Here is a 24,735-nt window from a genome sequence, read left to right as displayed (position 1 = left end):
CAACCGGCTGTCGGAGCTCGACGTCGCGCTGGCCGGTGATCCCCGAGCCCGCCAGGTGCGCGAGAGGATCCGGGCTACGCGCCGGCGGCCACGGCGGGGCCGTATCCGGAAGGACACCGCATCCCGATGCGCACCATTGACGATCTCGACGTCGCCGGCCGGCGCGTGCTCGTCCGCGCGGACCTGAACGTCCCGCTCGAGGACGGGAAGATCACCGACGACGGCCGGATCCGGGCGGCGCTGCCGACGATCACGCGGCTGCGGTCCCGCGGCGCCCGCGTCGTCGTCTGCGCCCACCTCGGCCGTCCGAAGGGCGAGGTCAACCCCGAGTTCTCGCTGAGCCCCGTCGCGATCCGGCTCGGCGAGCTGCTCGGCACCCGCGTCGTGTTCGCCGACGACGTCGTCGGCCCGTCCGCCCGCGCCGCCGTCGGCGGCCTCGGCGACGGCGACGTCGCGCTGCTGGAGAACCTCCGGTTCGAGCCCGGCGAGACCAGCAAGGACGACGCCGCGCGCGGCGCGTTCGCCGACGAGCTCGCCGCCCTCGCCGACTGCTACGTCGGCGACGGGTTCGGCGCCGTGCACCGCAAGCACGCCAGCGTCTTCGACGTGCCCGCGCGGCTCCCGCACGCGGCCGGCGAGCTGATCGACGCAGAGGTCTCCGTGCTGCGCCGGCTCACCGACGACGTCGCCCGGCCGTACGCGGTCGTCCTCGGCGGCTCCAAGGTCTCCGACAAGCTCGGCGTGATCGACAACCTGCTCGGCAAGGCCGACCGCATCCTCATCGGCGGCGGCATGGTGTTCACCTTCCTCAAGGCGCAGGGCCACGAGGTCGGCAAGAGCCTCCTCGAGGAGGACCAGCTCGACACCGTCCGCGAGTACCTGCGGCGCGCCGAGGCCGACGGCGTCGAATTCGTCCTGCCGGTGGACGTCGTCGCCGCGACCGCGTTCGCCGCGGACGCCGACCACGACGTCGTCCCGGCCGACGCGATCCCCGCCGACCGGCTCGGCCTCGACATCGGCCCCGAGTCCGGCAAGCTGTTCGCGTCCCGGCTGGAGGGCGCCGGGACGGTCTTCTGGAACGGCCCCATGGGCGTGTTCGAGATGGAGCCCTACGCGCACGGCACCCGCGCCGTCGCCCAGGGCCTCCTCGACTCGGGGGCGTTCACCGTGGTCGGCGGCGGCGACTCCGCCGCGGCCGTCCGGCGGCTCGGCTTCGACGAGAACGCCTTCTCCCACATCTCGACCGGCGGCGGCGCGAGCCTCGAGTACCTCGAGGGCAAGACGCTCCCCGGCCTGCAGGCACTGGAGGACTGACCCCGATGGCAGCCGCACCTTCCCGTAAGCCGCTGATGGCGGGCAACTGGAAGATGAACAACAACCACCTCGAGGCGATCGCGCTCGTCCAGAAGATGGCGTTCGCGCTCAAGGACGCCGACTACGACGCCGTGGACGTCGCGGTCATCCCGCCGTTCACCGCCATCCGGTCGGTGCAGACCCTCGTCGACGCCGACAAGCTCGGGATCGCCTACGGGGCGCAGGACGTGTCGCAGCACGCGTCCGGCGCCTACACCGGGGAGATCGCCGGGTCGATGCTCGCCAAGCTCGGCTGCACCTACGCGGTCGTCGGGCACTCCGAGCGGCGGCAGTACCACAACGAGGACGACGCGGTCGTCAACGCCAAGGTGAAGGCGGCGCTCGCCGCGGAGCTCACCCCGATCCTGTGCGTGGGGGAGGGCCTGGACGTCCGGAAGGCGGGCGAGCACGTCGCGCACGTCCTCGCGCAGGTCGACGGGGGCCTGGAGAAGATCCCCGCCGAGCAGGCCGAGAAGGTCGTGATCGCCTACGAGCCGGTCTGGGCGATCGGCACCGGCGAGGTCGCCACCCCGCAGGACGCGCAGGAGGTCTGCGCCGCGATCCGCACGCGGCTCGCCGAACTGTACGACGGGAACCTCGCCGACCGGGTGCGTATCCTGTACGGCGGCTCGGTGAAGGGGAGCAACGTCGCCAAGCTCATGCAGGAGGCCGACGTGGACGGCGCGCTGGTGGGAGGTGCCAGCCTGGACCCCGGCGAATTCGTCAAGATCTGCCGGTACCGGGACCTTCCGGCCTGATCAAAAGTGATCAATTCCTCGTGACATGGGGGTTCTTGCCGAACCAGCGGGTAGTTCGTCGTACCCTTTCAGGCGGACGGGTAAACCGCCCGGCTCGACCCTCGACCTTGAACCACAGACACGTCCCGCTCATGCGGGTCCGGCCAGAGAAGGCGCTTGAACCGTGATCATCGCAACGTCCGCCGTGCTCATCCTCTCGAGCCTCCTGATGGTCGTCCTCGTCCTGATGCACAAGGGCAAGGGCGGCGGCCTGTCCGACATGTTCGGCGGCGGCATCTCGTCGTCCCTCGGCGGGTCGTCGGTGGTCGAGCGCAACCTGGACCGGCTGACCGTCGGCACCGGGGTGATCTGGTTCGCCTCGATCATCGTGCTGGCGCTGCTGTTCAAGGGCGACGCGGGCTGAGCCGCCTGATCCACCGTACGAGCGCCGTGCCGTCCTCCCGAGGTCACGGGCGGCCACGGCAGAGTGAACGAGGAGTAGTCCGTGGGTAGTGGCAACGCGATTCGGGGCAGCCGCGTCGGGGCCGGTCCGATGGGAGAGGCGGAGCGCGGCGACGCCGCGCCCCGCGTCTGGGTGACCTTCTACTGTGCGAACCGGCACGAGACCCGGCCCAGCTTCGCGACCGACGTCGCGGTCCCCGAGACGTGGGACTGCCCGCGGTGCGGGTTCCCGGCCGGGCAGGACGCGGACAACCCGCCGGCCCCGCCGAAGACCGAGCCGTACAAGACGCACCTCGCCTACGTGAAGGAGCGTCGCAGCGACGAGGACGGCGAGGCCATCCTCGAGGAGGCGCTCGCGAAGCTCCGGCAGAAGCGCGCCGCGGTCAAGCAGCACATGGAGGCCGCGGCCCGCGGCTGACGCGGTTCCGCAGCGCGGCCCGGCACCCGGACGGGTGCCGGGCCGCGGCGCGTCCGAACGGTCAGCAGTCGGGGGCGCACAGCCTGCGGGCCGTCGCCTCCCCGAAGATCCGCAGGATGTCCGAGGGCCGGTCCGCCGTGTAGACGCTGCCGCGCGTGGCGTCCGCGAGCCGCTTCAGCTCGCCCGTGTCGACCTCCGGCCCGAATCCGATCACGATGATCTGCACCGGCCGCCGCGGGTCGCTCCCGTCCCGCAGCCGCTCGATGGCCTCGTCCAGGGACGGCCCGTCGGGATCGTCGTTGCGGCCGTCGGTGAACACCAGCACGGTGTTGATCATCTCGGGCTTGTGGGTGCGGCGCATGAACTCCACGGCCGCCAGCAGCGTGTCGTAGAGGCCGGTGTCGCCGTCCGGCTTCGGCCGCAGCGACGTGAGCGTGCCCAGCACCCGCTGCCGCCGCGTCGCCGACCCGATCCGCTCCCCGAGCGGCCCGATCGGCACGGTCTCGCGCCAGTCCCGCCGCCCGTCCATCCGGGTCGAGAAGATCCACTGGCCCAGCTCCGTGCCGTCCGGCTGGAGCGTGAGCCCCTGCTGGGACGCCTGCGCGATCGCCTGGAGCCGCGTCAGGTCCGTGCCCGGCACCTTCGCGGCCATCGACCCCGACACGTCGATCACCGACAGCATCCGCGACCCCAGCGCGAGCCGCGCCCACGCCTGCGCGACCTCCCGCACCTCCTCGGGCGTCGGCGCGGCCAGCTCCGCGGGCCGCTGCGCCCGGACGCCCGCGGCGCTCCGGAAGTCCGGCGGCGGCGCGCCCCCCGTGTCGCGGAAGCCCAGCTCGTGCAGCGCGTCCCGCGCCTGCGGGGTGCGCAGCGCCCCCTCGAACAGCCGCGCCGCCTCGTCCCGTTCCGGATCGACGAGCACGAACGGGTAGTCGAGCGACAGCGTGCCCTCCCGCGGGTACACCGCCTCCGCGGGCGCCGCCGGACCCGTGCGGTTGTACGCCCAGACGCTCTGCTCCGGCGCGAGCAGCACGGGCAGCACGCTCTCCCCGCCGCCCGCGAGGTACTCGAACACTCCGCGCACGTCCTGCGCCATGTTCTCCTGCGCCGCCCGCGCGAACGTCGCGAACGACGCCTCCGCCGTGTGCAGGCGCGCGTGCACGAGCAGCAGCGCGGTCAGCCCGGCGCCCGCCCGGGCCGGGTCGGCCACGGTCAGCCGGATCGACCGCGCGTCCCCCGACCCGGGCATCGACGCCTGGAGCAGCCCGTCCCACGTCGGCGCGGTGACGTCCCCGGCCCGCCGCCGCGGCACCGCCGCCACCAGCGGCGACCGCGCGACCGGACCCCCGACCGTCTCCGGCGGATCGTCCAGCGTCCGCAGCCACAGCGACGAGTCCGGCACCCACACGTCGGGTCGCCGCACCCCCGCGTCCGGCGGGATCCGGCCCGACAGCAGCGCCGCCACCCCCGCCGGGCCGGCGGCGCGCACCGCCACGCGCACACACCGGCCGCCGACCCGGCGCTCCCGCCCGTTGAAGTCGTCGGCGGCCCGCGTCACGGCCGGCACCAGCTCCGGCGCCACCGCCACGTCCAGCGCGACCGGGCTCCCGCCGCACCCGCCGCTCTCCGACATGGCGTACACGGACGTTGCCGCCACCACCGCGAGGACCGCCCCCGCGATCACCAGCGCCTGCCGCACCCGGCGGGCACGGCCGCCCCGCGGGTCCCCCGCACGATGAGCTCCGCTCACGTTCATCCTCGATCCCCGGACGGCGACGCTGCCGCCTCTGCCTCGGGCGGACATTCTGCGGACGTCCGCCGTCCGCCGCATCGGCGAAATCACCGGTGTCGCGCCCGTCCGGCCCACCGAACCGGACACCGGGCGCATTCCCGTCCAAACCTCCGCCTCCCGCCACCGAGGCCCGCCGCCCCGCCATCCTCGCCCGCCCGTCCGCGCCCCGCATCGGCGAAACCACCGCCCCCGTTCCAGTGGCGTGTCCGGCCGACCGGGCTCGGGCGCCTACCCCGCCGCGCTGACCGTGAACCTCGGGCCGTCCGCCCACCTCGCCTTCGTCGTTGTCGAGCTGAACCCGGACACGGCGTGCCCGAGCCCCCGGGCGTCGATTATCGGCCCGGCCCCTCGCCGGGCGATGACGTCCGCCCGGGTGCCGGCTCCGACCGCGATGCCGCCTTGTCTTCGTTCTTGGGCGGTGACGTCCGCCTCGGTGCCGACCGCAGGCGGGATGCGTCGTCGTGACTTCGCGTTGCGGCGATGGGCGTGAACGCCGGAATCCTGGGTTCGGCGGTCGAATATTCTTCGGTGAGGACGGCTCTCGGGCGTGGAAGCGCGTGCGAGGGTTCGGCATCGGACGACGGAACGAGGGGTGCGACATGGACGCGGTCGACCAGGCGATCCTGCGGCGGCTGCAGCGGGACGGACGGCAGACGAACCGGGAGCTCGCCGAGGCGGTGGGGGTCGCGCCGTCGACGGCGCTCGAGCGGACGCGGGCGCTGCGCGCGCGGGGCGTCATCACCGGGGTCCACGCGGCGGTCGACCTGGAGCGGCTCGGGCGGGGCGTGCAGGCGCTCATCTCGATCCGGATCCGGCCGCAGTCGCGGGAGGCGATCGAGTCCGCGCGGGACGGGATGGCGGCGATGCCCGAGGCGGTCGGGGTGTTCGTCGTGACCGGGAACGAGGACCTGCTCGTGCACGTGGCGGTGCCCAGCACCGCGTACCTGCGCGACTTCGTGCTCGACCGGCTTGCGCGGCGCAAGGAGTTCGTGGACGTGCGCACCACGGTGGTCTACGACCACGTTCAGCCGGTCGAGCAGTCCGAACTTCCGGCGGCGGACGAACGCGGACGCCGAACGTCGTACGCGTGATCGCGGGTGGGATCGTCGGCTACCGAAGAACCGGCGGTCCGTGATGGCGTAGCCGAACTTCTGACTGGTGTCTGTGCATCAAGGCCGTACGTCCTTCTAGCTTCGTCCGCATGTACCGGTGGAATGACATGTCGGGGACGATGCTGGTGCTGGCCGCGGGCGTCCTCTGGGGGACGGTGGGGCCGGCGCAGGTGCTCGCGGCGGCGGGCGCGGGCCCGGTCGCGGTCGGGGGAGCGCGGATCCTGTTCGGCGGGGCGATCCTGGCCGTGCTGGTCCTGGTGCGGGATCGCGGGTCGTTCGCGATCCCGCGGGACGCGTGGCGGCCGCTGCTCGCCGCGGCGGCGGCCACCGGAACGTTCCAGGCGGCGTTCTTCAGCGCGGTGGACCGCACCGGCGCGGCCGTCGCGACGGCCGTGGTGTTCGGGCTGGTGCCGGTGTCGACCGGGGTGTGCGAGCGGATCGTGCTCGGCGTCCGGCCGGGGCGCGGATGGTGGGCCGGGACGGCGTGCGCGGTGGGCGGCGTCGCGCTGCTGATGGCGCCGCAGGGCGCGGTGCGCGTCGACCCGGCGGGCGTCGCGCTGAGCCTGGTGGCGGGGTGCTGCTTCGGCGTCTACACGGTCGCGGCCAAGCGGATGACCGGGCGCGGCACGGGCATGGCGGCGGCCGTGTCGGTGACGCTGCTGGCCGGCGGGGCGGTCCTGGCGCCCTGGACGATCGCCGCCCTGCCGGCGCTCGCGGAGCCGCGGGCGGCGGCGCTGATCGGCTGGCTGGGCGTCGCGGCGACGGCGGTGGCGTACATGTGCTTCGTGACCGGGCTGGGACGGGTCAGCGCCGCGACCGCGGGGACCTTGAGCCTCGTGGAGCCGCTGGTCGCGGTCGTCCTCGCGGTGCTCGTGCTGGGCGAGTCCATGTCCGGGCCGGTGGTCGCCGGGACGGCGCTGCTGCTCGGGGGACTCGCCGTGGTGTCGCTGCCGCCGCCGCGTCGGCGGGCGGATCGGTATGATGGCGTCCACGCGACTGGCGCAGTCAAGGTGGAGACGACCACCGGGGAGCGACCGTAGTCCGCGCACCGCGCGCCTGGGTGTTCGGGCCCCCTTCACCGGGGCGCCCCGCCGCCCCGGCCGACAGCGCGGAGAGCGACATGCACGAACCCGCCGTACCCCACCTGCGCGGCAGCGACCCCGACATCGCCCGGCTCGTCGAGGACGAGGCGCGCCGGCAGTTCGAGAAGATCCGGCTGATCGCGTCCGAGAACTACGTCTCGCCCGCGGTGCTCGAGGCGACCGGGTCCGTCCTGACGAACAAGTACTCCGAGGGCTATGCGGGCCGCCGCTACTACGAGGGCCAGCAGAACGTCGACCCGCTGGAGGAACTGGCGATCGACCGGGCGAAGTCGCTGTTCGGCGTCGAGCACGCGAACGTCCAGCCGTACTCCGGGTCGCCCGCGAACCTCGCCGTGTACATGGCGTTCCTGCGGCCGGGCGACACGGTGATGGGCCTGTCGCTGCCGATGGGCGGTCACCTGACGCACGGCTGGTCGGTGTCGGCGACCGGCGCCTGGTTCCGGCCCGTCCGGTACGAGGTGCGGGCCGACACCGGTCGGATCGACCTGGACCAGGTGCGCGACCTCGCCCTGAAGGAGCGGCCGAAGCTGATCTGGTGCGGCGGGACGGCCGTGCCCCGGACGATCGACTTCCCGGCGTTCGCGGAGATCGCCCGGGAGGCCGGCGCGGTGCTGGCGGCGGACGTCGCGCACATCGCGGGGCTGATCGCGGGCGGTGCGCACCCGTCGCCGGTCGGGCACGCCGACGTGATCACCACGACCACGCACAAGACGCTGCGGGGCCCGCGGGGCGCGATGATCATGTCGACGGCCGAGCACGCGAAGGCGCTCGACAAGGCCGTCTTCCCGGGGCTGCAGGGCGGCCCGCACAACCACACGACGGCGGCGATCGCGGTCGCGCTGCGGGAGGCCGCGCAGCCCGGCTTCGCCGGCTACGCCCGGCAGATCGTCGCGAACGCGAAGGCGCTCGCCGCCGCGCTGGTCGAGCGCGGGTACGACCTGGTGTCCGGCGGCACCGACAACCACCTGATCCTGATCGACCTGACGAACAAGGGCGTCGCGGGCAAGCCCGCCGCGAAGGCCCTCGACCGGGCGGGCATCGAGCTGAACCACAACGCCGTCCCGTTCGACCCGCGCAAGCCGTTCGACCCGTCGGGGCTGCGCCTCGGCACCGCCGCGATCACCACGCGCGGCCTCACCGAGGAGCGGATGCCGCAGGTCGCGGCGTGGCTCGACGAGGTCGTGCAGGCCGTCGCGAAGGACGACGCGGACGCGGTCGTCGACCGGGTCGCGGCCGAGATCCGCGAGCTGCTCGCCGGTTACCCGATGCCCGGCTGGGCGCCCGCGGGCTGATCGGCCCGCAGGATCGTGATCATGCGCCAGGCTTCGGGGTCGGTGAGGGCGACCGCGTCCGCGCCGTCCCCGAAGTCGCCGTACCGCGCGACGGCCGTGAGGTCGCCCGCGAGGCGGATCGCGGCGTCGAGCTCCCCGGCCGTCCAGAACCGGTAGGGGACGACGTCGCGGACGGTGCGGGCGCCGCCCGGCGCGTCGATCGTCATCGTGACGCGGTCGTCGGCGATCTGGGTGACGGGGTCGAGCCGGTCGCCGGGCTCGCCCCACCGGACGGACGCGCGCACGCCGTCGCGCTCGACCGTCCACGCGGTGCCGACGCTCGGCCCGTCGTCGCCCAGCCGGTCCCGGGGATGCGACATCTCGACGATGTACAGGCCGCCGGGCGCCAGGTGGGCGGCGACGCGGCGCAGGTGCGCGACGAACGCGTCGAGCGTCATCAGGTGCGACGTCGAGTCGAGCATGGTGACGACTAGGTCGAACCGGCGGTCCAGGGCGAACGCGGTCATGTCGGCGCGGACGACCTCGAGCTCGACGCCGTCCCGCGCGGCCGACTTCGCCGCGTACCCGCACATCGCGGCGTTCAGGTCGAGCGCGGTCGCGGCGAGGCCGCGCCGGGCGAACCCGCGGGCGTGCTCGGCGGGCCCGGCGGCGAGCTCCAGGACGGTCCGGACGGGCGCGGCCCCCGGCGCCCGGTGCCGGGCGCACCACGCGAGCAGCACGTCGATCTCCGCGGCCACGTCGCGGAACGAGCACGCCAGCTCGTAGGCCCAGGGGTCGTCGTAGATGCCGGTCACCCGACCATCCTGCCAGCGCGGGCCCCTGCCGTGATCGACAGGTCGGCACCGCGTCACGGTTCCATATTCCGGACGGGTCTTGAGCGGCCCGCGCCGACCGCCTACCGTGCGGTACGTGATCGACCCCGTGAGCGGTGAGCACGTCGCCGACCGTCAGCGCCGCGAACCGTTCGCGTCGCGGCTGCCCCTGCTGTCGCCCGGCGCGCTCGCCGACGAGCAGCGGGCCGTGTACGAGGCGGTGACGGGGGGGCCGCGCTCCGGCCGGTCGCCCGCGTTCCGCATGACCGACGAGGACGGGCGGCTGCTCGGCCCGTTCAACGCGATGCTGTACAGCCCGTCGGTCGGCCTCCCGCTGCAGGACCTCGGCGCCGCGCTGCGGTTCCGCACCGCGTTCACCAAGCGGGAGCGGGAGATCGCGACGCTGGTCGTCGCGGCGCACCTGCGCTCGGACTTCGAGTGGTACGCGCACGAGCGGATCGGGCTGCGCGCGGGCCTGGAGCAGGAGGAGATGGACGCCCTGCGCGAGGGGCGCGCGCCGATGTTCGGCGACGTCCGGGAGCGGGTGGTGTACGAGGCGGCGCGGCAGCTCGCCGCCGAGCGGGACGTGTCGGACGCGGTGTACGCCGAGGCGGTGGCGACGCTCGGCCGCTCCGCGGTGGTCGAGCTGGTCACGCTCGTCGGGTACTACACGGCGCTGGCGATGCAGCTGCGCGTGTTCCGGGTCGGGGTGCCGGAGGGGGAGCCCGCGCCGGAGTGGCCGCAGGACGGGGACGGGCATGCGTGAACTGCTGCGCACCGAGCGGCTGGCGCTGCGCCCGGTCAGCATGCGCGACCACCGGTCGCTGCTGGCGCATTGGACGAGCCCGCCGGTCCGCCGCCACCTGTTCGGCGACGCGGCGGTGTCGGCCGTGCAGGTCACCGAGATCATCGCGGCGAGCCGGCGGGACTTCGCCGCGCTCGGCTACGGGCTGTGGACGCTGCGCCCCGCGCGCCCGGCGGACGAGCCGCTGATCGGCGTCGCCGGGCTGACCGGCCGGGACGGGCCGGGCGCCGGCGTCGAGATCGTCTACAGCCTGGAGCCGGAGCGGTGGGGCGAGGGCCTGGCCGCCGAGGCGTCCCGCGCGGTGCTCGACTACGCGTTCGGCGTGGTGGGCCTGCGCCGGGTCGCCGCCGAGATCGACCCGGACAGCGCGGTGTCGGTGCGGGTCGCGGAGCGGCTCGGGATGCGCCCGGTGCCCGACGGCCCGGCCGGGCCGGACGGCGCGTCGTTCTACGCGGCCGACCGGTCCGGCTGGACCGCCGCACGGATCGCGGCGGACGGCGTGGACGCCGTCCGCCCGGTCACGCCAGCAGCGACGTCAGCGGGGTGAGGTCGTCCAGGCGGGCGAGCCCGTAGACGAGCCCGGGGATCCGCTCGGCGCGCTCGGCCGGGACGGTCCGGGTCGCGTTGAGCCGGAACTTCGTCGCCAGCTCGTCGGCCGACAGCGGGTTGCCGGGGCCGCCGCGGTTGGCGTCGACGCGCTCCTCCAGGACGGCGCCGCCGCGGGTGCGGACGCGCAGCACCGCGGGGAACTGGTGCGGGAAGATCTCGTCGCAGCGCGGGTCGGGGACGCACCGCACCTTCGCCGCCAGGGCGAGCCGCGCCGGGTCGGCGGCGGCCTCGTCGGTGAAGTCCTCGTGGAAGACGCCGAGCCCGCCGCCGCCGAGCAGCGCCGCCGCGACCGTGTACGGGCCCGAGAACGCCGCGTGGTACCCCGACTTCGGACGGATCTTGTCCTCGTGGGGTTCGCCGATCGTGCGGAGCACCGGCGTGGGGGCGCCGAGCTCGATCTCGTCGACGTCGGACGGGTCGAGCCCGCGCGCCCGCAGCGCGAGCGCGGCGTCGACGCCCGCGTGGGTGAAGTGGTTGCACGGGTACGGCTTGAAGAAGATCCCCGGCAGTTCCCAGTGCTCGCCGAGCCGGTCGGTGAGGGCGCCGAGGTCGACCCGGTCGCCGCAGAACGCCTGCAGCAGCCCGAACCGTCCCTCCAGGACGGTCGGCGGGCCGGTGAGGCCGACGCGGGCGAGCCCGGCGGCGGTGACGGCGGCGTGCGCGGCCCAGCCGCAGTGCACCCGCTTGACGGTGCCGCCGGTGCGGTTGGCCTCGAGGATCCCCGACCCCATGCTGGCGGCGATGCCCATCGCGTCGGCGATCCCGGCGGCGTCCAGGCCGGACAGCATCGCGGCGGACGCGGCGGCGCCGACGGCCCCGCAGATCGCCGTGGCGTGCTGGCCGCGCTCGAAGAACACCGAGTTGCCGAGCTCGCGGTCGTACCCGGCCATGCCGATCCGGACCGTGATCTCGATGCCGACGGCGACCGCGTCGAGCAGCCGCGCGCCGGACGCGCCGTGCGCCTCGGCGGCGGCGAGCGCGGCGGGCACGACGGACGCCGACGGGTGCAGCACCGACGGCAGGTGGGTGTCGTCGAAGTCGAGGGAGTGCGCGAGGGTGCCGTTGAGCATCGCGGCGCTCGGCTCGGGCAGCCGGGCGGCGGTGCCGATCCCGGTGGCCCGGCCCGCGCCGCCCCATTCGGCGACGAGCGCCCCCACGGCGCGGGCCGGGGGCTCCCCGGTGGCGGCGAGGCTGTTGCCGAGCGCGTCCAGCACCCGGCGGGCCGCGTCGTCGCGCAGCCCGGCGGGCAGGCCCTCGGCCCGCACGCGGTCGGCGAGGGCGGCGAGCCGCTGGACGGGCGTCGCCGCGGTCCGCGTCGTGGTCACGCCGACTCCTTCTCGCCCGGCGCCGTCCCCTCGGAGACCGCCGCGAGCGGCCGCACCGGGGAGCCGGTGCCGCCCTTGATCCGCAGCGGGGCCAGCACGAACACGAACTCGTGCCGTCCCTCGGCGGCCAGGGCCTCCAGGTTCAGGTGCTCCATGATGAAGATGCCCGACTCGACGAGCAGGACCCGGTGGACGGGCAGGACGGCGTGGCCCGCGCCCGCCGCGATCTGCTCGTAGGCGGTGGTGTCGGCGCCGGTCGCGACGATCCGGCGGTCGGCGAGCCAGCGGGCCGCCTCGGGCGTCGCGCCGGGCACGCCGGTCTCCTTGCCCAGGTAGGCGGCGGTGTCGCCGAAGTTGCGCGCCCATCCGGTGCGGATCAGCGCGACGTCGCCCGCGCCGGGCTCGGCGCCCGCCCGCTTCGCGGCCAGGTCGAGGTCCTCGGCGGTCACGCCGTAGCCGGGCGGCAGGACGTCCACGCCGTGCACGGCGGCGACGTCCAGCAGCACGCCGCGGCGCAGCAGGCCGGGCAGGTTCTCGGCGCCGTGGCTGGTGAAGGCGCCGCCGCGCTGCGCCTCCGCCGCGTCGATCCCGCCGTGCAGCTCGCCGTCGTGGCTGACGTGCGACAGCGCGTCGATGTGGGTGCCGACGTGCCCGCCGGTCACGATGATCTCGTTGGCGGCGGAGCCGCCGTCCGGGCGCATCATGTCGCCGTGCCGCCGGATCAGCGTCATCCGGAAGCCGGGATGGTTCGGCGAGCACGGCATGCCGGTGAAGAACGGCTGGCCCAGCTCGATCAGCCGGACGCCGCCGGCGACCGCGGCGAGCAGCGGGTCGGGGGAGCTCATGGACGTGTTCCTTCCTTGGGGGCTGTTCCGGCGGCGGCTTTCGCGGCCTCGAGAATGGCGGTGGCGCGTTCCACGACGGCCTTGTCGACGAACCGGCCGTCCGCGTCGATCCACGCGGCGTCCGCGTCCGGCGCGTCGCCGCGCGCGGCGAGGCGGCCGGTCAGGTCGCGCGCCCAGGCGACGTCGGCCGGGTCGGGCGCGCACGCCTCGTGCACGACGGGGATCTGCGCGGGGTGGATCACCGACCGGCCGAAGAACCCGGCGCGCTGCCCGGCGCGTGTGTCGGCGGCGAGGCCGTCCAGGTCGCGGACGGCCGTCCAGACGCTCTGCGGCGGGCTCGGCAGCCCGGCGGCGCGGGCCGCCACGACGATCCGCGAGCGCGGCCAGGCCAGCGCGTCCCCGCCCGCCCGCAGGTCGGCGGACAGGTCGGCCTCGCCGAGCGAGATGCCCGCGACCAGCGGGTGCGCGGTGGCGAGGGCGAACGCCCGCTCGACGCCGAGGGCCGACTCGACGACGGGCAGGACGGGCGCTCCGAGGGCGTCGGCGACGCGGCGCAGCTCGTCCGGGTCCTCGCACTTGGGGATCCGGACGCCCGCGAGCGCGCCGGGGGACGCGGCGAGGGCCCGGACGTCCGCGTCGCCGTCGGCGGTCCCGGGCGCGTTGATCCGGACGTACGCCGGGCGGCCCTCGGCGAGGACGCCGACGACGGTGCGGCGCGCGTCCGCCTTCGCGGCGGGCGCCACGGCGTCCTCGAGGTCGAGGATCACCGCGTCGGCGGCGGAGCCGAGGGCCTTGGCGACGCGCTCGGGCCGGTCGCCGGGCACGTACAGCCACGTGCGGGGCGTCACCTGATCACGCCCTTCGCGCGCAGCTCGGCCAGCTCCGCCTCGCCGACCCCGTAGCGGCCGAGGATCTCGGCGGTGTGCGCGCCGAGCGGCGGGCCCGCCGACTCGATGCGGCCGGGCGTCCGCGACAGCCGGAACAGGACGTTCTGCATCTTCACCGGCCCGAGCTCGTCGTCGGGGACGGTCGCGATGGTGCCGAGCGCCTCGAACTGCGGGTCGGTCATGACGTCGGCGGCGGTGTAGATCGGCGCGACGGCGGCCTCGGCCTCCTCGAACGCCCGGACGACCTCGTCGCGGTCGCGTTCGGCGATCCACGAGCCGACGGCCTCGTCCAGTTCGTCCGCGTGCTTCGCGCGCTCCGCGCCGGTCGCGAACCACGGCTCGTCGATGAACTCGGGACGTCCGACGAGGCGCATCACCCGCTCGGCGATCGACTGGGCGCTGGTGGAGATCGCGACCCAGCCGCCGTCGCGGGTGCGGTAGGTGTTGCGCGGCGCGTTGTTGTGCGACCGGTTGCCGGTGCGGGCCTGCAGCTCGCCGAGCTGGTCGTAGGTGATGATCTGCGGGCCGAGCAGGGTGAGGATCGGCTCGATGATCGCCAGGTCGACGACCTGGCCCTCGCCGGTGGCCTCGCGCGCCCGCAGCGCCGTCATCACCGCATACGCTGTGGTCAGGGCGGCGATTCCGTCGGCGAGGCCGAACGGCGGCAGCGTCGGCGGCCCGTCCGGCTCACCGGTGATCGCGGCGAACCCGCTCATCGCCTCGGCGAGCGTCCCGAACCCGGGCCGCCGCGCGTACGGGCCGGTCTGCCCGAATCCCGTGACGCGGGCCAGCACGAGCCCGGGGTTGATCTTCTTCAGCTCGTCGTAGCCGAGGCCCCAGCGTTCCAGCGTCCCGGGCCGGAAGTTCTCGATCACCACGTCGGCGTCGGCGGCGAGCCGGCGGAACAGCTCCTGCCCCTCGGGGGAGCCGAGGTAGAGCGTGACCGCCTTCTTGTTGCGGCCGAGCATCTTCCACCACAGCCCGACGCCGTCGCGCTGCGCGCCGTGGCTGCGCACGGGGTCGCCCTTCGGGTGCTCGATCTTGACGACCTCGGCCCCGAAGTCGGCGAGCAGCGTCGCCGCGAGCGGCCCGGCGAAGAGCGTGGCCGCGTCGAGCACGCGGACTCCGGACAGGGCGTCGGTCATGGGCTACCGCCTTCGGTCGGAAATGTTTCCAGTGTGTTTCGCTTGGAGGAACGATAGTCGATGCGCGACCGGAACAATCCTCGGTCCCGATGTCCACAAGTTGGCACCGGTCGTCGAGTTCAGTCAAGTTTCACCTAGATATTGACCCGGCGACGTGACGGGTGCCACCATGGCGCATCGGTTGTCCGGCGTTTCTCCAAGCGGAACAAGAACGATCGCGGGGACGAACGGCGCCGGACACGTTGGGCGGGAGAGGTGAATGTCGGCTCGAAAGCTCGTCGCCGGGCTCGGCGCCTGCGCGGTCCTGCTGGCCGCCGCGGGCTGCGGCGGCTCGGCGCCCTCCGGCGCCGCCGGCGCGGCGGCCGGACGCGACCAGGGGCCCGTCAAGATCGGCGCCCTGCATCCGGTCAGCGGCGCCTACGCGGTGGACGGCCAGCAGATGCGGCGCGGCGCGCGGATGGCCGTGGAGGCGATCAACGCGAACGGGGGGATCAAGGCGCTCGGCGGCCGCAAGGTCGAACTGGTCACCGGTGACACCCAGGGCAAGGCCGAGGTCGGCCAGAGCGAGGCCCAGCGGGTGATCTCCGAGGGCGCCGTCGGGCTCGTCGGCACCTACCAGAGCGCCGTCAGCACGAACGTCGCGGTCGTCGCCGAGCGCAACGAGGTCCCGTTCGTCATGGACGTCACCGCGTCGGACGAGATCTTCGCGCACGGCTACGACTACTCGTTCCGTGTCCAGCCCGGCAGCAAGGTCATCTCGGTGGCCGCCGCGAAGTACCTGAAGGAGGTCTCGCAGCGGGCCGGAAAGCCGGTGAAGAAGGTCGCGTTCCTGCACGAGCAGAGCGACTTCGGCAGCGGCGCCGCCGAGGCGTTCGCCGCCGCGGCGGAGGACCTCGGGATCGAGGTCGACCCGGTCATCAGCTACGACGCCGCGACCGTCTCCGACCTCACCGCGCAGGTCACGCAGGTCAAGGCGGCCGGCGCGGACGTGCTGGCGATCGCCGGCTACTACCGCGACGGGCTGCTCGCCGCGAAGGCCATCAACGCGGTCAAGCCCGACCTGAACGCCGTGTGGGGCGTCTCGAACGGCGCGTTCGACCAGCCCAAGTTCGTCACCGACGTCGGCGCCCTCGGCGAGCGGTACTTCAGCACCAACTACCACTTCGACGCGCAGGACCCGCAGACGCGGAAGCTGCGCGCCGAGTACGAGCGGCGCTACGGCGCCCCCATGCGCACGGGCGCGGTCCTCGCCTACGACGCGGTCCAGGTGATCGCGGCGGGCGTGGAGCGCGCGGGCGGCACCGACCCGGTGAAGGTCCGCGACGCCATCGCGGCCTCCAAGGTCGAGCCCCTCACGGTCGGGTCGGGCCCGATCTCCTTCGCCCCCAACGGAGACAACGAGAACGCCCTCCCGGTTCTCATGCAGGTCCAGAACGGCAAGGTCGTGCAGGTCTATCCGCAGGAGAAGGCCGAGGCCGAACCCAACTACTCGGTGACGTGGCGGTCATGAGCGACATCAAGAACGGCGGGGCGGCACCCGCCCTGAACCCCGCAACCCCCGAATCGGCGTGGCGGCGCCTCGCACAGGCCGACGGGACCGGCGCCCTGCTGCGGCGCGCGGGCCTCGTCGGCGGGCTGGCGGCGGTCGCGATCGCGATCGCGCTGCTCAAGTCCGGCAGCGGCCTGGTCGTCTGGCAGTCGGTGGTCACCGGCCTGCTGATGGGCGGGCTGTACGGGCTCATCGCGATGGGCCTCACGCTGATCTTCGGCGTGCTGGACATCGTCAACTTCGCGCACGGCGCCCTGCTGGCCATCGCGATGTTCATCGCGTTCGGCGTCGTCCAGGGCACCGGCGTCCACCCCTACCTCACGCTGCTGGTGGCGGTGCCGGCGCTCTTCCTCATCGGCGCCGCGGTCCACCGCGGCCTGCTGTCCGGGACGGGCGGCGCGTCGCTGGAGAACCAGCTCCTCATCACCCTCGGGCTGTCGCTGCTGCTGGAGAACGGCCTGCTGATGTTCTTCGGCGCCGAGCCCAAGAACGTCTCGTTGCCCGGCGACTTCCAGTTCTCCCTCTTCGGCGCGGTCGTCGCCGGAGGCCGGCTGTACGCGTTCGTCGGGGCGCTGCTCATCGGCGGGCTGCTGTTCTGGCTGCTGCGCCGCACCCGCTTCGGGACGGCGATCCGCGCGGTCGCCGCGAACGGGCAGGGCGCCGAACTCGTCGGGCTGAACGTCCGGCGCATCCACACCCTCACGTTCGCGATCGGGACGGCCTGCGCCGGCGCCGCCGCCGTCCTGGCCGCCCCGCTCGTCACCGTGACGCCCACGCTCGGCGAGCAGTTCAACATCACCGCGTTCGTCGTGGTGGTCCTCGGCGGCATGGGCAACGTCGCGGGCGCGCTCGTCGGCGGCCTGCTCATCGGGCTCGTCGAGCAGCTCACCACGATCTACATGGACGGCCAGAGCTCGCTGCTCGGCGTGTTCGTCGTCTTCCTGGTCGTGCTGTTCCTGCGGCCCCAGGGTCTGTTCGGGAGGCGCGCATGACCGGCATCACCATCACCGGGGGGCGGGACGCGACCGCGGCCCGCACCGCCAAGGCGCCGCCGCTGCGGCCGCAGAACCGGCAGCTCGTCGTCCTCGGGGTGCTGCTGCTCGCCGCGATCCCGCTGCCGCTGCTGCTGCCGTCCGCGCAGGGCGCCGTCGCCGTCCGCATCCTGATCTTCACGATCATGGCGATCGGCTGGAACACCATGAGCGGCTTCGGCGGCATGTTCAGCTTCGGGCACGCCGCGTTCTTCGGCCTCGGCGCCTACACCAGCGCCTACCTCCTGGTGAACCACGGCGTCTCGCCCTGGATCGGGATGCTCGCCGGGATGGCCGTCGCCGCGTCCGCCGCGGTGATCATCGGCTACTTCGCGTTCCGGTACAAGCTGCAGGGCGCCTACTTCGCGCTGGCGACGTTCGCGTTCGCCGAAATGCTGCGGCTGATCGTCACCACCAGCGAGTTCACCAACAAGGCCGTCGGGTTCTCGATCCCGCTGATCGACGGCTCCTCGCTGTGGAAGATCCAGTTCCCGGCGGACTCGCCCGCCTACTTCTGGGTCGCGCTCGCCCTCGCCGGCGTCGCCGCCCTGGTCAGCATCCTCTTCGTGCACTCGCGAACCGGACGGTACGTCACCGCGATCCGCGACGACGAGCTGGCGGCCGCGTCGCTCGGCACCCCGGTGATGCGCTACAAGCTGATCACCGTGGCGCTGTCCGCCGCGATCACCGCGGTCGCCGGGGCGTTCTACACGCAGTACTACCTGTTCGTGAACCCCGAGCTGGCGTTCGGCTCGTCGGTGTCGGTCCAGGCGATCGCCACCGTCGTGATCGGCGGGATCGGGACGATCTGGGGCCCGGTCGTCGGCGCGGTCATCGTCGGCTCGCTGTCCGATGTCACCGCCACGCTCCTGCGCACCCCGCCGGAGTTCCTGGGCTTCCTGCAGGGCCGCAGCGGCCTCGACGTCGCGCTGTACGCGGTCCTGCTGATCGTGATCGTCCGGGTGCTGCCCAAGGGCATCGTCGGCACGCTGACCTCGAAGATCTCGGCGAGGAGGAGACGATGACCATTCTCGAGGCGACCGGCGTCGGCAAGGACTTCCGGGGCCTGCGGGCCCTGTCCGACGTGGACTTCCGCGTCGACCAGGGCGAGATCCTCGGCATCATCGGCCCGAACGGCGCGGGCAAGACCACCCTGTTCAACGTCGTGTGCGGCGCCCTCGCGCCCGACACCGGCCGCGTCACGCTGAGCGGCGAGGACATCACCGGCGCGAAGCCGCACCGCATCGCCCGCGCGGGCATGGTCCGGACGTTCCAGCTCATGCGCCCGTTCGCGAGCATGACCGTGCAGGAGAACGTCGCCCTCGCCGCCCAGCACCGGCACCGGTCAGCCCGCCGGCTCCGCGACGCGTCCATGGAGATCGCCGAGCGGGTCGGCCTCGGCGACTGGGCGCACCGGCCCGCGACCGAGCTGCCCACGGCCGGGCTCAAGCGCCTCGAACTCGCCCGCGCCCTCGCGATGCGGCCGCGCGTGCTGCTCCTCGACGAGGTGCTCGCGGGGCTGGTGCCGTCCGAACGCGAGCCCGTCCTGGACCTCCTGGCGGACCTGCGCGAGAAGGACGGCACGACCCTGCTGTTCATCGAGCACATCATGGCGGCGGTGATGCGGCTGTCGGACCGCGTCCTCGTCCTCGACCAGGGCACGGTGCTCGCCACCGGCTCGGCCGAGGAGGTCACCTCCGACCCCCGCGTGATCGAGGCCTACCTCGGAGAGGAGCCCGGCGATGCTGAAGCTTGAGCGGGTCTGCTGCGGCTACGGCCGCATGCAGATCCTGCACGACGTCGACCTGCACCTGGACGAGGGCGAGATCGTCGCGCTCGTCGGCGCGAACGGCGCGGGCAAGACCACCACGCTGCGCGCCGTCTGCGGGCAGCTCCGGCCCGGCTCCGGGACGATCACGTTCGACGGGAGGTCGACCCTCGGGCGCCGCCCCGACGAGCTCGTCCGGGACGGCCTCGTGCACGTCCCCGAGGACCGCGCCCTGTTCGGCACCCTCACCGTCGAGGAGAACCTCCGCATGGGCGCCTGGACCCGCACCTCCGACGAGTGCGAGGAGTCCATGCGCGAGGTGTTCGACCTCTTCCCCGTGCTGGCCGAACGCCGCCAGCAGGTCGCGCAGACCTTCAGCGGCGGCCAGCAGCAGATGCTCGCGATCGCCCGCGCGCTGATGGCCCGCCCCCGGCTGCTCATGCTGGACGAGCCGTCCACGGGCCTGTCGCCCAAGCTGACGTGGACGATGCTCGACGCGGTCAAGCGCATCCGCGACACCGGCGTCGCGGTCCTGCTGGTGGAGCAGAACGCCAAGCAGGCGCTCGGCATCGCCGACCGCGCGTACGTGATGGAGAGCGGCGCCACCGTCCTGCACGGCACCGGCGCCGAGCTGGCCGGCTCCGCCGAGGTGAGGAAGGCGTACCTGGGACTGTGACGGACGTGGACACGAAGGCCCGCGCGCGGGAGGCCACCGCGCGGCTGGGGGAGTGGGTCGCCGGGCTCGGCGCCGCGGACGTGCCCGAGCCGGTCGCGGCGCGGCTGTCGCTCGTCCTGCTCGACACGCTCGGCGTCACCGCGCTGGGCGCCGCGCTGGACGAGCAGCGGGCGCTCCGCGCCGCCTGGAACGCTCCAGCCGGGCCCGCCCCGCTGATCGGCGGCGGCCGGTCGGCGACCGTGGACGCCGCCGCCTGGCTGAACGCGAACGCGCTGGTCGCGCTCGAGCTGGACGAGGGCAACAAGTACGCCAAGGGGCACCCGGCGGCGCACGGCTTCCCGGCCGTCCTGGCGCTGGCCGCCGAGCAGGACGCGTCCGGCGCCGACACGGCCGCCGCGCTGCTGGCGGCCTACGAGGTCGCCGCCCGGTTCGGCCGCGCCGCCCGGCTCCGCGCGGGCGCCCACCCGCACGGCAACTGGGGCGTCGCGGGCGCCGCCGCCGGCTGCGCGCGGCTGCTCGGCCTGGACGCGGACGCGACGGCCGCCGCGATCGACGCGGGCGCGGGCCTGCCGATCGCCGGGCACTTCGCGTCCGCGACCGACGGCAACCCGGTCCGGAACGCGTGGATGGGCGCGTCGAACGTTTCGGGCCTCGCGGCCGCCCGCATGGCGGCGGCCGGGATCGCCCGCAACACCGGCACGGCCGCCCTGACGCTCGGCGGCCTGCTCGGCGACCTCGACCCCGGCGAGCTGACCGGCGGGCTCGGCGAGCGCTGGGACGTCACGCGCGGCTACTTCAAGCGGCACGCGTCCTGCTCGTTCACCCACCCGGCCGCCGACGCCGCCCTCGACCTGCGCGGCGACCTCGACCCGTCCCGGATCACGGCGGTTTTGGTGGAGACGCACGCGCTCGGCGCGGGCCTCGCGTCCGCCGAGTGGGACAACCGGCTGTCGGCGATGTTCTCCACCCCGTTCGCCGTCGCCGCCGCGCTGCTGGACGGCGAGGTCGGCCCCGGCGCGTCCGGCCCCGGCCGGATCGACGACCCGGCCCTGCGCGGGCTCGCCCGCCGCGTCCGGGTGGTCGCCGCCGACGACCTGACCGCGCGCCTGCCCGACGAGCGCCCCGCCCGCGTGACCGTCGAGCTGGACGACGGCACGGCGATCGTCCGCGAGGCGCCGAACCCCGTCGGGGACGCCGACCACCGACCCCTGGACGAGCGCGACGTCGTGCGGCTGCTGCACCGGTGGCTGCCCGGCGGGTCCGCGCTGATCGACCGGGCCGCCGGGTTCGCCCGCGACCTGCCGACCCTGCCGCGCGTCGGCGCGCCCCTGCGCGGGCTCGCCGGCGCGGCCGACGGCGACGAGAACCGAAGTGAGGAGATGAGCGGATGCGCGCCCTCGCGGTGACGCCGATCCATCTGCCACCGGACGAGATCCGGCGGCGGCAGGCCCGCTACGACCGGCTGGCCCCGCCCGGCCTGACGGTCGAGCTGCGCGACGTCGGCCCCGCGGCGCCCCCGTCCCTGGAGGACGAGGCGTCCGTGCGGGCGTCCGAGAGCGCGGTGGCGGCCGCCCTCGCCGAGGCCGGGGACGGCTTCGACCTCGCCTTCCCCGACTGCGTGCTCGACCCGGCCGTCCCGGACGGCCCGGCGGGCCCGGACGGCGGCGTGCCGGTGAACGGCCTGCTCAAGCTGAGTAGTATGCACCTCTCTGCGCTGAACATCCGGTTCGGTGCGGTGGTGCGGAACGAGGCGATCGGGGCGGAGCTGGACCGGCGCCTGCGGGCCTACGGCCTCGCCGGGAACCTCGCCGGGATCGCGATCCTCGCGCTGCCGTTCGACGCGATCGCCGACACGGCCGCCTGGAACGCCGCGCTCGGCGACGCCGTCGCCGTCCTGGCGAAGGCCGGGGCGACCGCGGTGATCAACGGCTGCTCGGCCGTGGACGTCGAGGACGCGACCCTGGCGGCCGCCGTCGTCGACCCGACGGCCCTCGCGCTGCGCCTCCTCGTCGCCCGCGCCGAGGCGGACGCGGCGGTCTCCGGAAGGAGCGCGACATGACCGACGGCTCCCCGCACATCGCGGTCCCCGCCGCCGTCGGCGGCCTCGCGGCGACCGGTGCGGCCTCGGAAGGGAACGCGGCATGAGCGACGGACCCGATCTCGTCGTCGCGGGCGCCGGCGGCGGCCTCGCCGGGGCCCTGCGCGCCGCCGAACTCGGCATGAACGTGCTCGTGATCGAGGCCGACGAGCACTTCCGGCGCGGCAACAACACCTCCATGTCGACCGCGATGTTCCCCGGCGCCGGTTCGCGCTGGCAGCGGGACGCGGGCATCGACGACTCCCCGGACCGGTTCGTCGCCGACATCGACGCCAAGACCGGCGGGACGGCCGACGCGCGGCTCGCCCGCACGCTCGCCGAGGTCAGCGCGCCGCTCGTCGAGTGGCTCGCCGACTCGGTGGAGCTGCCGCTGTCGCTGGTCACCGACTTCAACTACCCGGGCCACGCGGTCCCGCGCTGCCACTCCGTCCCCGGCCGGCACGGCTCAAGCGTGATCGACCACCTGACCCGCCGCGCCCGCGCGCACCCGGACATCGACCTGCTCGTCCCCGCCCGGCTCGCCGACGTCGCGACCGGCCCGGACGGCGCCGTCCGCGCGGCGGTCGTCCAGTACCCGGACGGGACGCGCGAGGAGATCCCGACGCGCGCGGTGCTGCTCGCGACCAACGGGTACGGCGCCGACCGCGGCCTCGTGGAACGCCACCTCCCGGAGATCGCGGGCGCCCTCTACCACGGCGGCGAGCACTCGCGCGGGGACGCGCTGCGGATCGGCGGCGGGCTCGGCGCGGCCACCGGCTACCTGGACGCCTACCAGGGCCACGGGGCCGTCGCCCCCGGCGCGGGCACCCTCGTCGGCTGGGCGACGATCATCCACGGCGGGTTCATCGTGGACGCCGGCGGGCGCCGGTTCGGCAACGAGACCCGCGGCTACTCCGAGTACGCCGCCGAGCTCGCCGCCCGCCCGGGCGCCACCGGCTGGATCGTCCTCGACAAGACGGTCCACGACCAGTGCAGCGCGTTCCAGGACTTCCGCGACACCGTCGAGTCGGGTGTGCTGGTGTGGGCCGACGACGCGGCGGGCCTCGCCGCGGCGGCCGGCCTGCCCGCGGACGCCCTCGCCGACGAACTCGCCCGCACGGCCGCCGTCGCGCGCGGCGAGACCCCCGACGCCCACGGGCGCACGAACTGGGAACGCCCGCTCGAACCCCCGTACGCCGCCGTCCGCGTCGTCCCGGCCCTGTTCCACACCCAGGGCGGCCTGATCGTGAACGAGGACGCGGCCGTCGTCCGTCCGGACGACACCCCTATCCCGGGCCTGTACGCGTCGGGCGGCGCGGCGGCCGGGATCTCCGGGCACGGCGCCGCCGGCTACCTGCCCGGCAACGGCCTGCTGCCCGCGTTCGGGCTCGCGTACCTGGCGGCCGGCGCCGCCGCGCGCGGGCGCACCGCTCCCACCCCGCACACCGAAGGAGAATGAGATGGCCACGACCGAACTGCTGATCAAGAACGTGCGGGTGGTCCGTCCCGACGCCGCCGACGGCACCGAGCCCGAAACCCTCGACATCGCCGTGAACGACGGCAAGATCGTCCGGCTCGCCCCGGACCTGCCGGACGACGACGCCGCGACGGTGGTCGACGGCGGCGGCCTGCTGGCGTTCCCCGGCGTGGTGGACGCCCACCAGCACTGGGGCATCTACAACGAGCTGGCCGCCGACACCCGCACCGAGAGCCGCGCGAGCGCGCAGGGCGGCGTCACCACGTCGCTGACCTACATGCGGACCGGCCAGTACTACCTGAACAAGGGAGGCCCCTACCGGGAGTTCTTCCCCGAGGTGCTGGCCGCCTCCCAGGGCAACGCCTACGTCGACTACGCGTTCCACCTGGCGCCGATGATGGCGCAGCACATCGACGAGATCCCCTACCTCGTCGATGAGCACGGCGTCACCTCGTTCAAGATCTTCATGTTCTACGGCAGCCACGGGCTGCACGGCCGCTCCACCGGCCAGAGCGACTTCCTGATGACGCCGCCGGACGAGCGCTACGACATCGCGCACTTCGAGTTCGTCATGCGCGGGATCCAGAAGGCCCGCGAGCGGCTGTCCGACTACGCCGACCACATCTCCCTCTCGCTGCACTGCGAGACCGCCGAGATCATGACGGCGTACACCAAGCTCGTCGAGCAGGACGGCTCCCTCACCGGCCTGCGCGCCTACAGCGCGTCCCGCCCGCCGCACTCCGAGGGCCTCGCGGTCACGATCGCGTCCTACCTCGCGCACGAGACGGGCCTGCCGAACATCAACCTGCTGCACCTCTCCTCGGAGAAGGCGCTGTCGGCCGCCCTCACCATGAAGGCCGCCTTCCCGCACGTCGACTTCCGCCGCGAGGTCACCATCGGGCACCTGCTCGCCGACGTCGACACCGCGCACGGCCTCGGCGGCAAGGTCAACCCGCCGCTGCGCGAGCGCGACGACGTCGAGGCCCTCTGGCGGCACGTCCTGGCGGGCGAGGTCGACTGGGTGGTCAGCGACCACGCCTGCTGCAAGGACGAGATGAAGTTCGGCGCCGACCGCGACGACATTTTCCTCGCCAAGTCCGGCTTCGGCGGCGCCGAGTACCTGCTGCCCGGCCTCGTCGGCGAGGGCACCAAGCGGGGCCTGTCCCTCCAGCAGGTCGCGCGGCTCACCTCGTGGAACCCGGCCCGCCGCTACGGCCTCGTGAACAAGGGCACGATCGCCGAGGGCTACGACGCCGACATCGCCCTCGTCGACCCCGACGTGTCCTGGACGGTCCGCGCCGCCGACTCCGAGTCCACGCAGGAGTACACGCCGTTCGAGGGCTTCGCGATGACCGCGAAGGTCACCGACACGTTCGTCCGCGGCAACCGCGTCTACACGGGCGGGAAGGTCGTCGGGGACCCCGTCGGCCGGTACGTCCCGCGCGGCCGATGAGGTTCCC

Annotated in this window: 23 protein-coding genes, 1 pseudogene and 1 riboswitch; of the genes and pseudogenes, 18 read left to right on the top strand and 6 right to left on the bottom strand. The window is 74.2% G+C overall.

Features of this window, described 5'->3' with window-relative positions:
- Positions 1-126: 126 nt before the first annotated feature.
- The 4 genes from AB0L25_RS30615 to AB0L25_RS30600 all read left to right on the top strand — a co-directional run bounded on the left by AB0L25_RS30615 (position 127) and on the right by AB0L25_RS30600 (position 2,970).
- Positions 127-1,314, top strand: coding sequence for a phosphoglycerate kinase (locus tag AB0L25_RS30615; protein ID WP_500176202.1), 1,188 nt, complete (start codon positions 127-129; stop codon positions 1,312-1,314).
- A 5-nt stretch (positions 1,315-1,319) separates the two neighbouring features.
- The gene (tpiA, locus tag AB0L25_RS30610) at positions 1,320-2,111 is read left to right on the top strand and encodes a triose-phosphate isomerase (RefSeq protein WP_500176201.1); all 792 of its coding nucleotides are present in this window, start codon (positions 1,320-1,322) and stop codon (positions 2,109-2,111) included.
- A gap of 163 nt (positions 2,112-2,274) precedes the next feature.
- Entirely contained in the window at positions 2,275-2,514 is a 240-nt protein-coding gene (secG, locus tag AB0L25_RS30605) for a preprotein translocase subunit SecG (protein WP_500176200.1), read from the top strand.
- An 81-nt stretch (positions 2,515-2,595) separates the two neighbouring features.
- Entirely contained in the window at positions 2,596-2,970 is a 375-nt protein-coding gene (locus AB0L25_RS30600) for an RNA polymerase-binding protein RbpA (protein WP_500176199.1), read from the top strand.
- A 61-nt stretch (positions 2,971-3,031) separates the two neighbouring features.
- Here AB0L25_RS30600 and AB0L25_RS30595 read toward each other — a convergent pair whose 3' ends face one another.
- The gene (locus AB0L25_RS30595; protein WP_500176198.1) at positions 3,032-4,720 is read right to left on the bottom strand and encodes a substrate-binding and VWA domain-containing protein; all 1,689 of its coding nucleotides are present in this window, start codon (positions 4,718-4,720) and stop codon (positions 3,032-3,034) included.
- Positions 4,721-5,361: 641 nt separating this feature from the next.
- On the opposite strand from AB0L25_RS30595, the gene AB0L25_RS30590 reads away from it, so the two are divergent.
- The 3 genes and pseudogenes from AB0L25_RS30590 (at position 5,362) to glyA (ending at position 8,269) form a co-directional block, all read left to right on the top strand.
- The gene (locus AB0L25_RS30590) at positions 5,362-5,853 is read left to right on the top strand and encodes an Lrp/AsnC family transcriptional regulator (RefSeq protein WP_500176197.1); all 492 of its coding nucleotides are present in this window, start codon (positions 5,362-5,364) and stop codon (positions 5,851-5,853) included.
- Positions 5,854-5,963: 110 nt separating this feature from the next.
- A pseudogene (locus tag AB0L25_RS30585) lies at positions 5,964-6,761 on the top strand (DMT family transporter); the annotation flags it as partial.
- A 95-nt stretch (positions 6,762-6,856) separates the two neighbouring features.
- Positions 6,857-6,943: riboswitch (ZMP/ZTP riboswitch) on the top strand.
- A gap of 51 nt (positions 6,944-6,994) precedes the next feature.
- Entirely contained in the window at positions 6,995-8,269 is a 1,275-nt protein-coding gene (glyA, locus tag AB0L25_RS30580) for a serine hydroxymethyltransferase (RefSeq protein ID WP_500176196.1), read from the top strand.
- Here the strand turns inward: glyA and AB0L25_RS30575 are convergent.
- Positions 8,236-9,063 (bottom strand): class I SAM-dependent methyltransferase, encoded by an 828-nt coding sequence (locus AB0L25_RS30575; protein WP_500176195.1) that lies wholly within the window; start codon positions 9,061-9,063, stop codon positions 8,236-8,238. The two genes, glyA and AB0L25_RS30575, sit on opposite strands and share 34 nt — an antisense overlap.
- 115 nt (positions 9,064-9,178) lie before the next feature.
- Here AB0L25_RS30575 and AB0L25_RS30570 point away from each other — a divergent pair, with 115 nt between their 5' ends.
- Positions 9,179-9,847 carry a carboxymuconolactone decarboxylase family protein gene (locus AB0L25_RS30570; RefSeq protein ID WP_500176194.1) on the top strand — a complete coding sequence of 223 codons (669 nt, stop codon included), beginning with the start codon at positions 9,179-9,181 and terminating at the stop codon, positions 9,845-9,847.
- Entirely contained in the window at positions 9,840-10,433 is a 594-nt protein-coding gene (locus tag AB0L25_RS30565) for a GNAT family N-acetyltransferase (RefSeq protein ID WP_500176193.1), read from the top strand. The genes AB0L25_RS30570 and AB0L25_RS30565 overlap by 8 nt, the downstream gene beginning before the upstream one ends.
- On the opposite strand, the gene AB0L25_RS30560 is transcribed toward AB0L25_RS30565, so the two are convergent.
- The 4 genes from AB0L25_RS30560 to AB0L25_RS30545 are packed head-to-tail and all read right to left on the bottom strand — an operon-like array spanning position 10,405 to position 14,697.
- Complete coding sequence (locus AB0L25_RS30560; protein WP_500176192.1) at positions 10,405-11,820, bottom strand: MmgE/PrpD family protein; 1,416 nt, start codon at positions 11,818-11,820, stop codon at positions 10,405-10,407. The genes AB0L25_RS30565 and AB0L25_RS30560 overlap by 29 nt on opposite strands.
- The gene (locus AB0L25_RS30555) at positions 11,817-12,665 is read right to left on the bottom strand and encodes a cyclase family protein (RefSeq protein WP_500176191.1); all 849 of its coding nucleotides are present in this window, start codon (positions 12,663-12,665) and stop codon (positions 11,817-11,819) included. Before AB0L25_RS30555 ends, AB0L25_RS30560 begins: the two co-directional genes overlap by 4 nt.
- Entirely contained in the window at positions 12,662-13,513 is an 852-nt protein-coding gene (locus tag AB0L25_RS30550) for an HpcH/HpaI aldolase/citrate lyase family protein (RefSeq protein WP_500176190.1), read from the bottom strand. The genes AB0L25_RS30555 and AB0L25_RS30550 overlap by 4 nt, the downstream gene beginning before the upstream one ends.
- Positions 13,510-14,697 (bottom strand): CaiB/BaiF CoA transferase family protein, encoded by a 1,188-nt coding sequence (locus tag AB0L25_RS30545; protein WP_500176189.1) that lies wholly within the window; start codon positions 14,695-14,697, stop codon positions 13,510-13,512. The genes AB0L25_RS30550 and AB0L25_RS30545 overlap by 4 nt, the downstream gene beginning before the upstream one ends.
- 259 nt (positions 14,698-14,956) lie before the next feature.
- Here AB0L25_RS30545 and AB0L25_RS30540 point away from each other — a divergent pair, with 259 nt between their 5' ends.
- The 9 genes from AB0L25_RS30540 to AB0L25_RS30500 all read left to right on the top strand — a co-directional run bounded on the left by AB0L25_RS30540 (position 14,957) and on the right by AB0L25_RS30500 (position 24,728).
- Positions 14,957-16,207, top strand: coding sequence for an ABC transporter substrate-binding protein (locus AB0L25_RS30540; RefSeq protein WP_500176188.1), 1,251 nt, complete (start codon positions 14,957-14,959; stop codon positions 16,205-16,207).
- A complete protein-coding gene (locus AB0L25_RS30535) occupies positions 16,204-17,238 on the top strand; it encodes a branched-chain amino acid ABC transporter permease (protein ID WP_500176187.1) in 1,035 nt (344 codons plus the stop codon). Before AB0L25_RS30540 ends, AB0L25_RS30535 begins: the two co-directional genes overlap by 4 nt.
- Positions 17,235-18,302 carry a branched-chain amino acid ABC transporter permease gene (locus tag AB0L25_RS30530; protein ID WP_500176186.1) on the top strand — a complete coding sequence of 356 codons (1,068 nt, stop codon included), beginning with the start codon at positions 17,235-17,237 and terminating at the stop codon, positions 18,300-18,302. Before AB0L25_RS30535 ends, AB0L25_RS30530 begins: the two co-directional genes overlap by 4 nt.
- Entirely contained in the window at positions 18,299-19,033 is a 735-nt protein-coding gene (locus AB0L25_RS30525; RefSeq protein WP_500176185.1) for an ABC transporter ATP-binding protein, read from the top strand. Before AB0L25_RS30530 ends, AB0L25_RS30525 begins: the two co-directional genes overlap by 4 nt.
- The gene (locus tag AB0L25_RS30520) at positions 19,020-19,721 is read left to right on the top strand and encodes an ABC transporter ATP-binding protein (RefSeq protein WP_500176184.1); all 702 of its coding nucleotides are present in this window, start codon (positions 19,020-19,022) and stop codon (positions 19,719-19,721) included. Before AB0L25_RS30525 ends, AB0L25_RS30520 begins: the two co-directional genes overlap by 14 nt.
- 5 nt (positions 19,722-19,726) lie before the next feature.
- Positions 19,727-21,127: an MmgE/PrpD family protein gene (locus tag AB0L25_RS30515; RefSeq protein ID WP_500176183.1), complete on the top strand. Its 1,401-nt coding sequence runs from the start codon at positions 19,727-19,729 to the stop codon at positions 21,125-21,127.
- A complete protein-coding gene (locus tag AB0L25_RS30510; protein WP_500176182.1) occupies positions 21,109-21,780 on the top strand; it encodes a hypothetical protein in 672 nt (223 codons plus the stop codon). Before AB0L25_RS30515 ends, AB0L25_RS30510 begins: the two co-directional genes overlap by 19 nt.
- Before the next feature lie 82 nt (positions 21,781-21,862).
- Positions 21,863-23,257, top strand: a complete 1,395-nt coding sequence (locus tag AB0L25_RS30505; protein ID WP_500176181.1) for an FAD-dependent oxidoreductase — start codon at positions 21,863-21,865, stop codon at positions 23,255-23,257.
- Between the two features lies 1 nt (position 23,258).
- On the top strand, positions 23,259-24,728 hold the full coding sequence (locus AB0L25_RS30500) for a dihydroorotase (protein WP_500176180.1): 1,470 nt from the start codon (positions 23,259-23,261) through the stop codon (positions 24,726-24,728).
- The last annotated feature ends 7 nt before the right edge of the window (positions 24,729-24,735 follow it).

Origin of the sequence: Spirillospora sp. NPDC052242 (assembly GCF_040679555.1) — a bacterium.
GTDB lineage: Bacteria > Actinomycetota > Actinomycetes > Streptosporangiales > Streptosporangiaceae > Spirillospora.
This window is presented reverse-complemented; position numbering and strand designations above follow the sequence as displayed.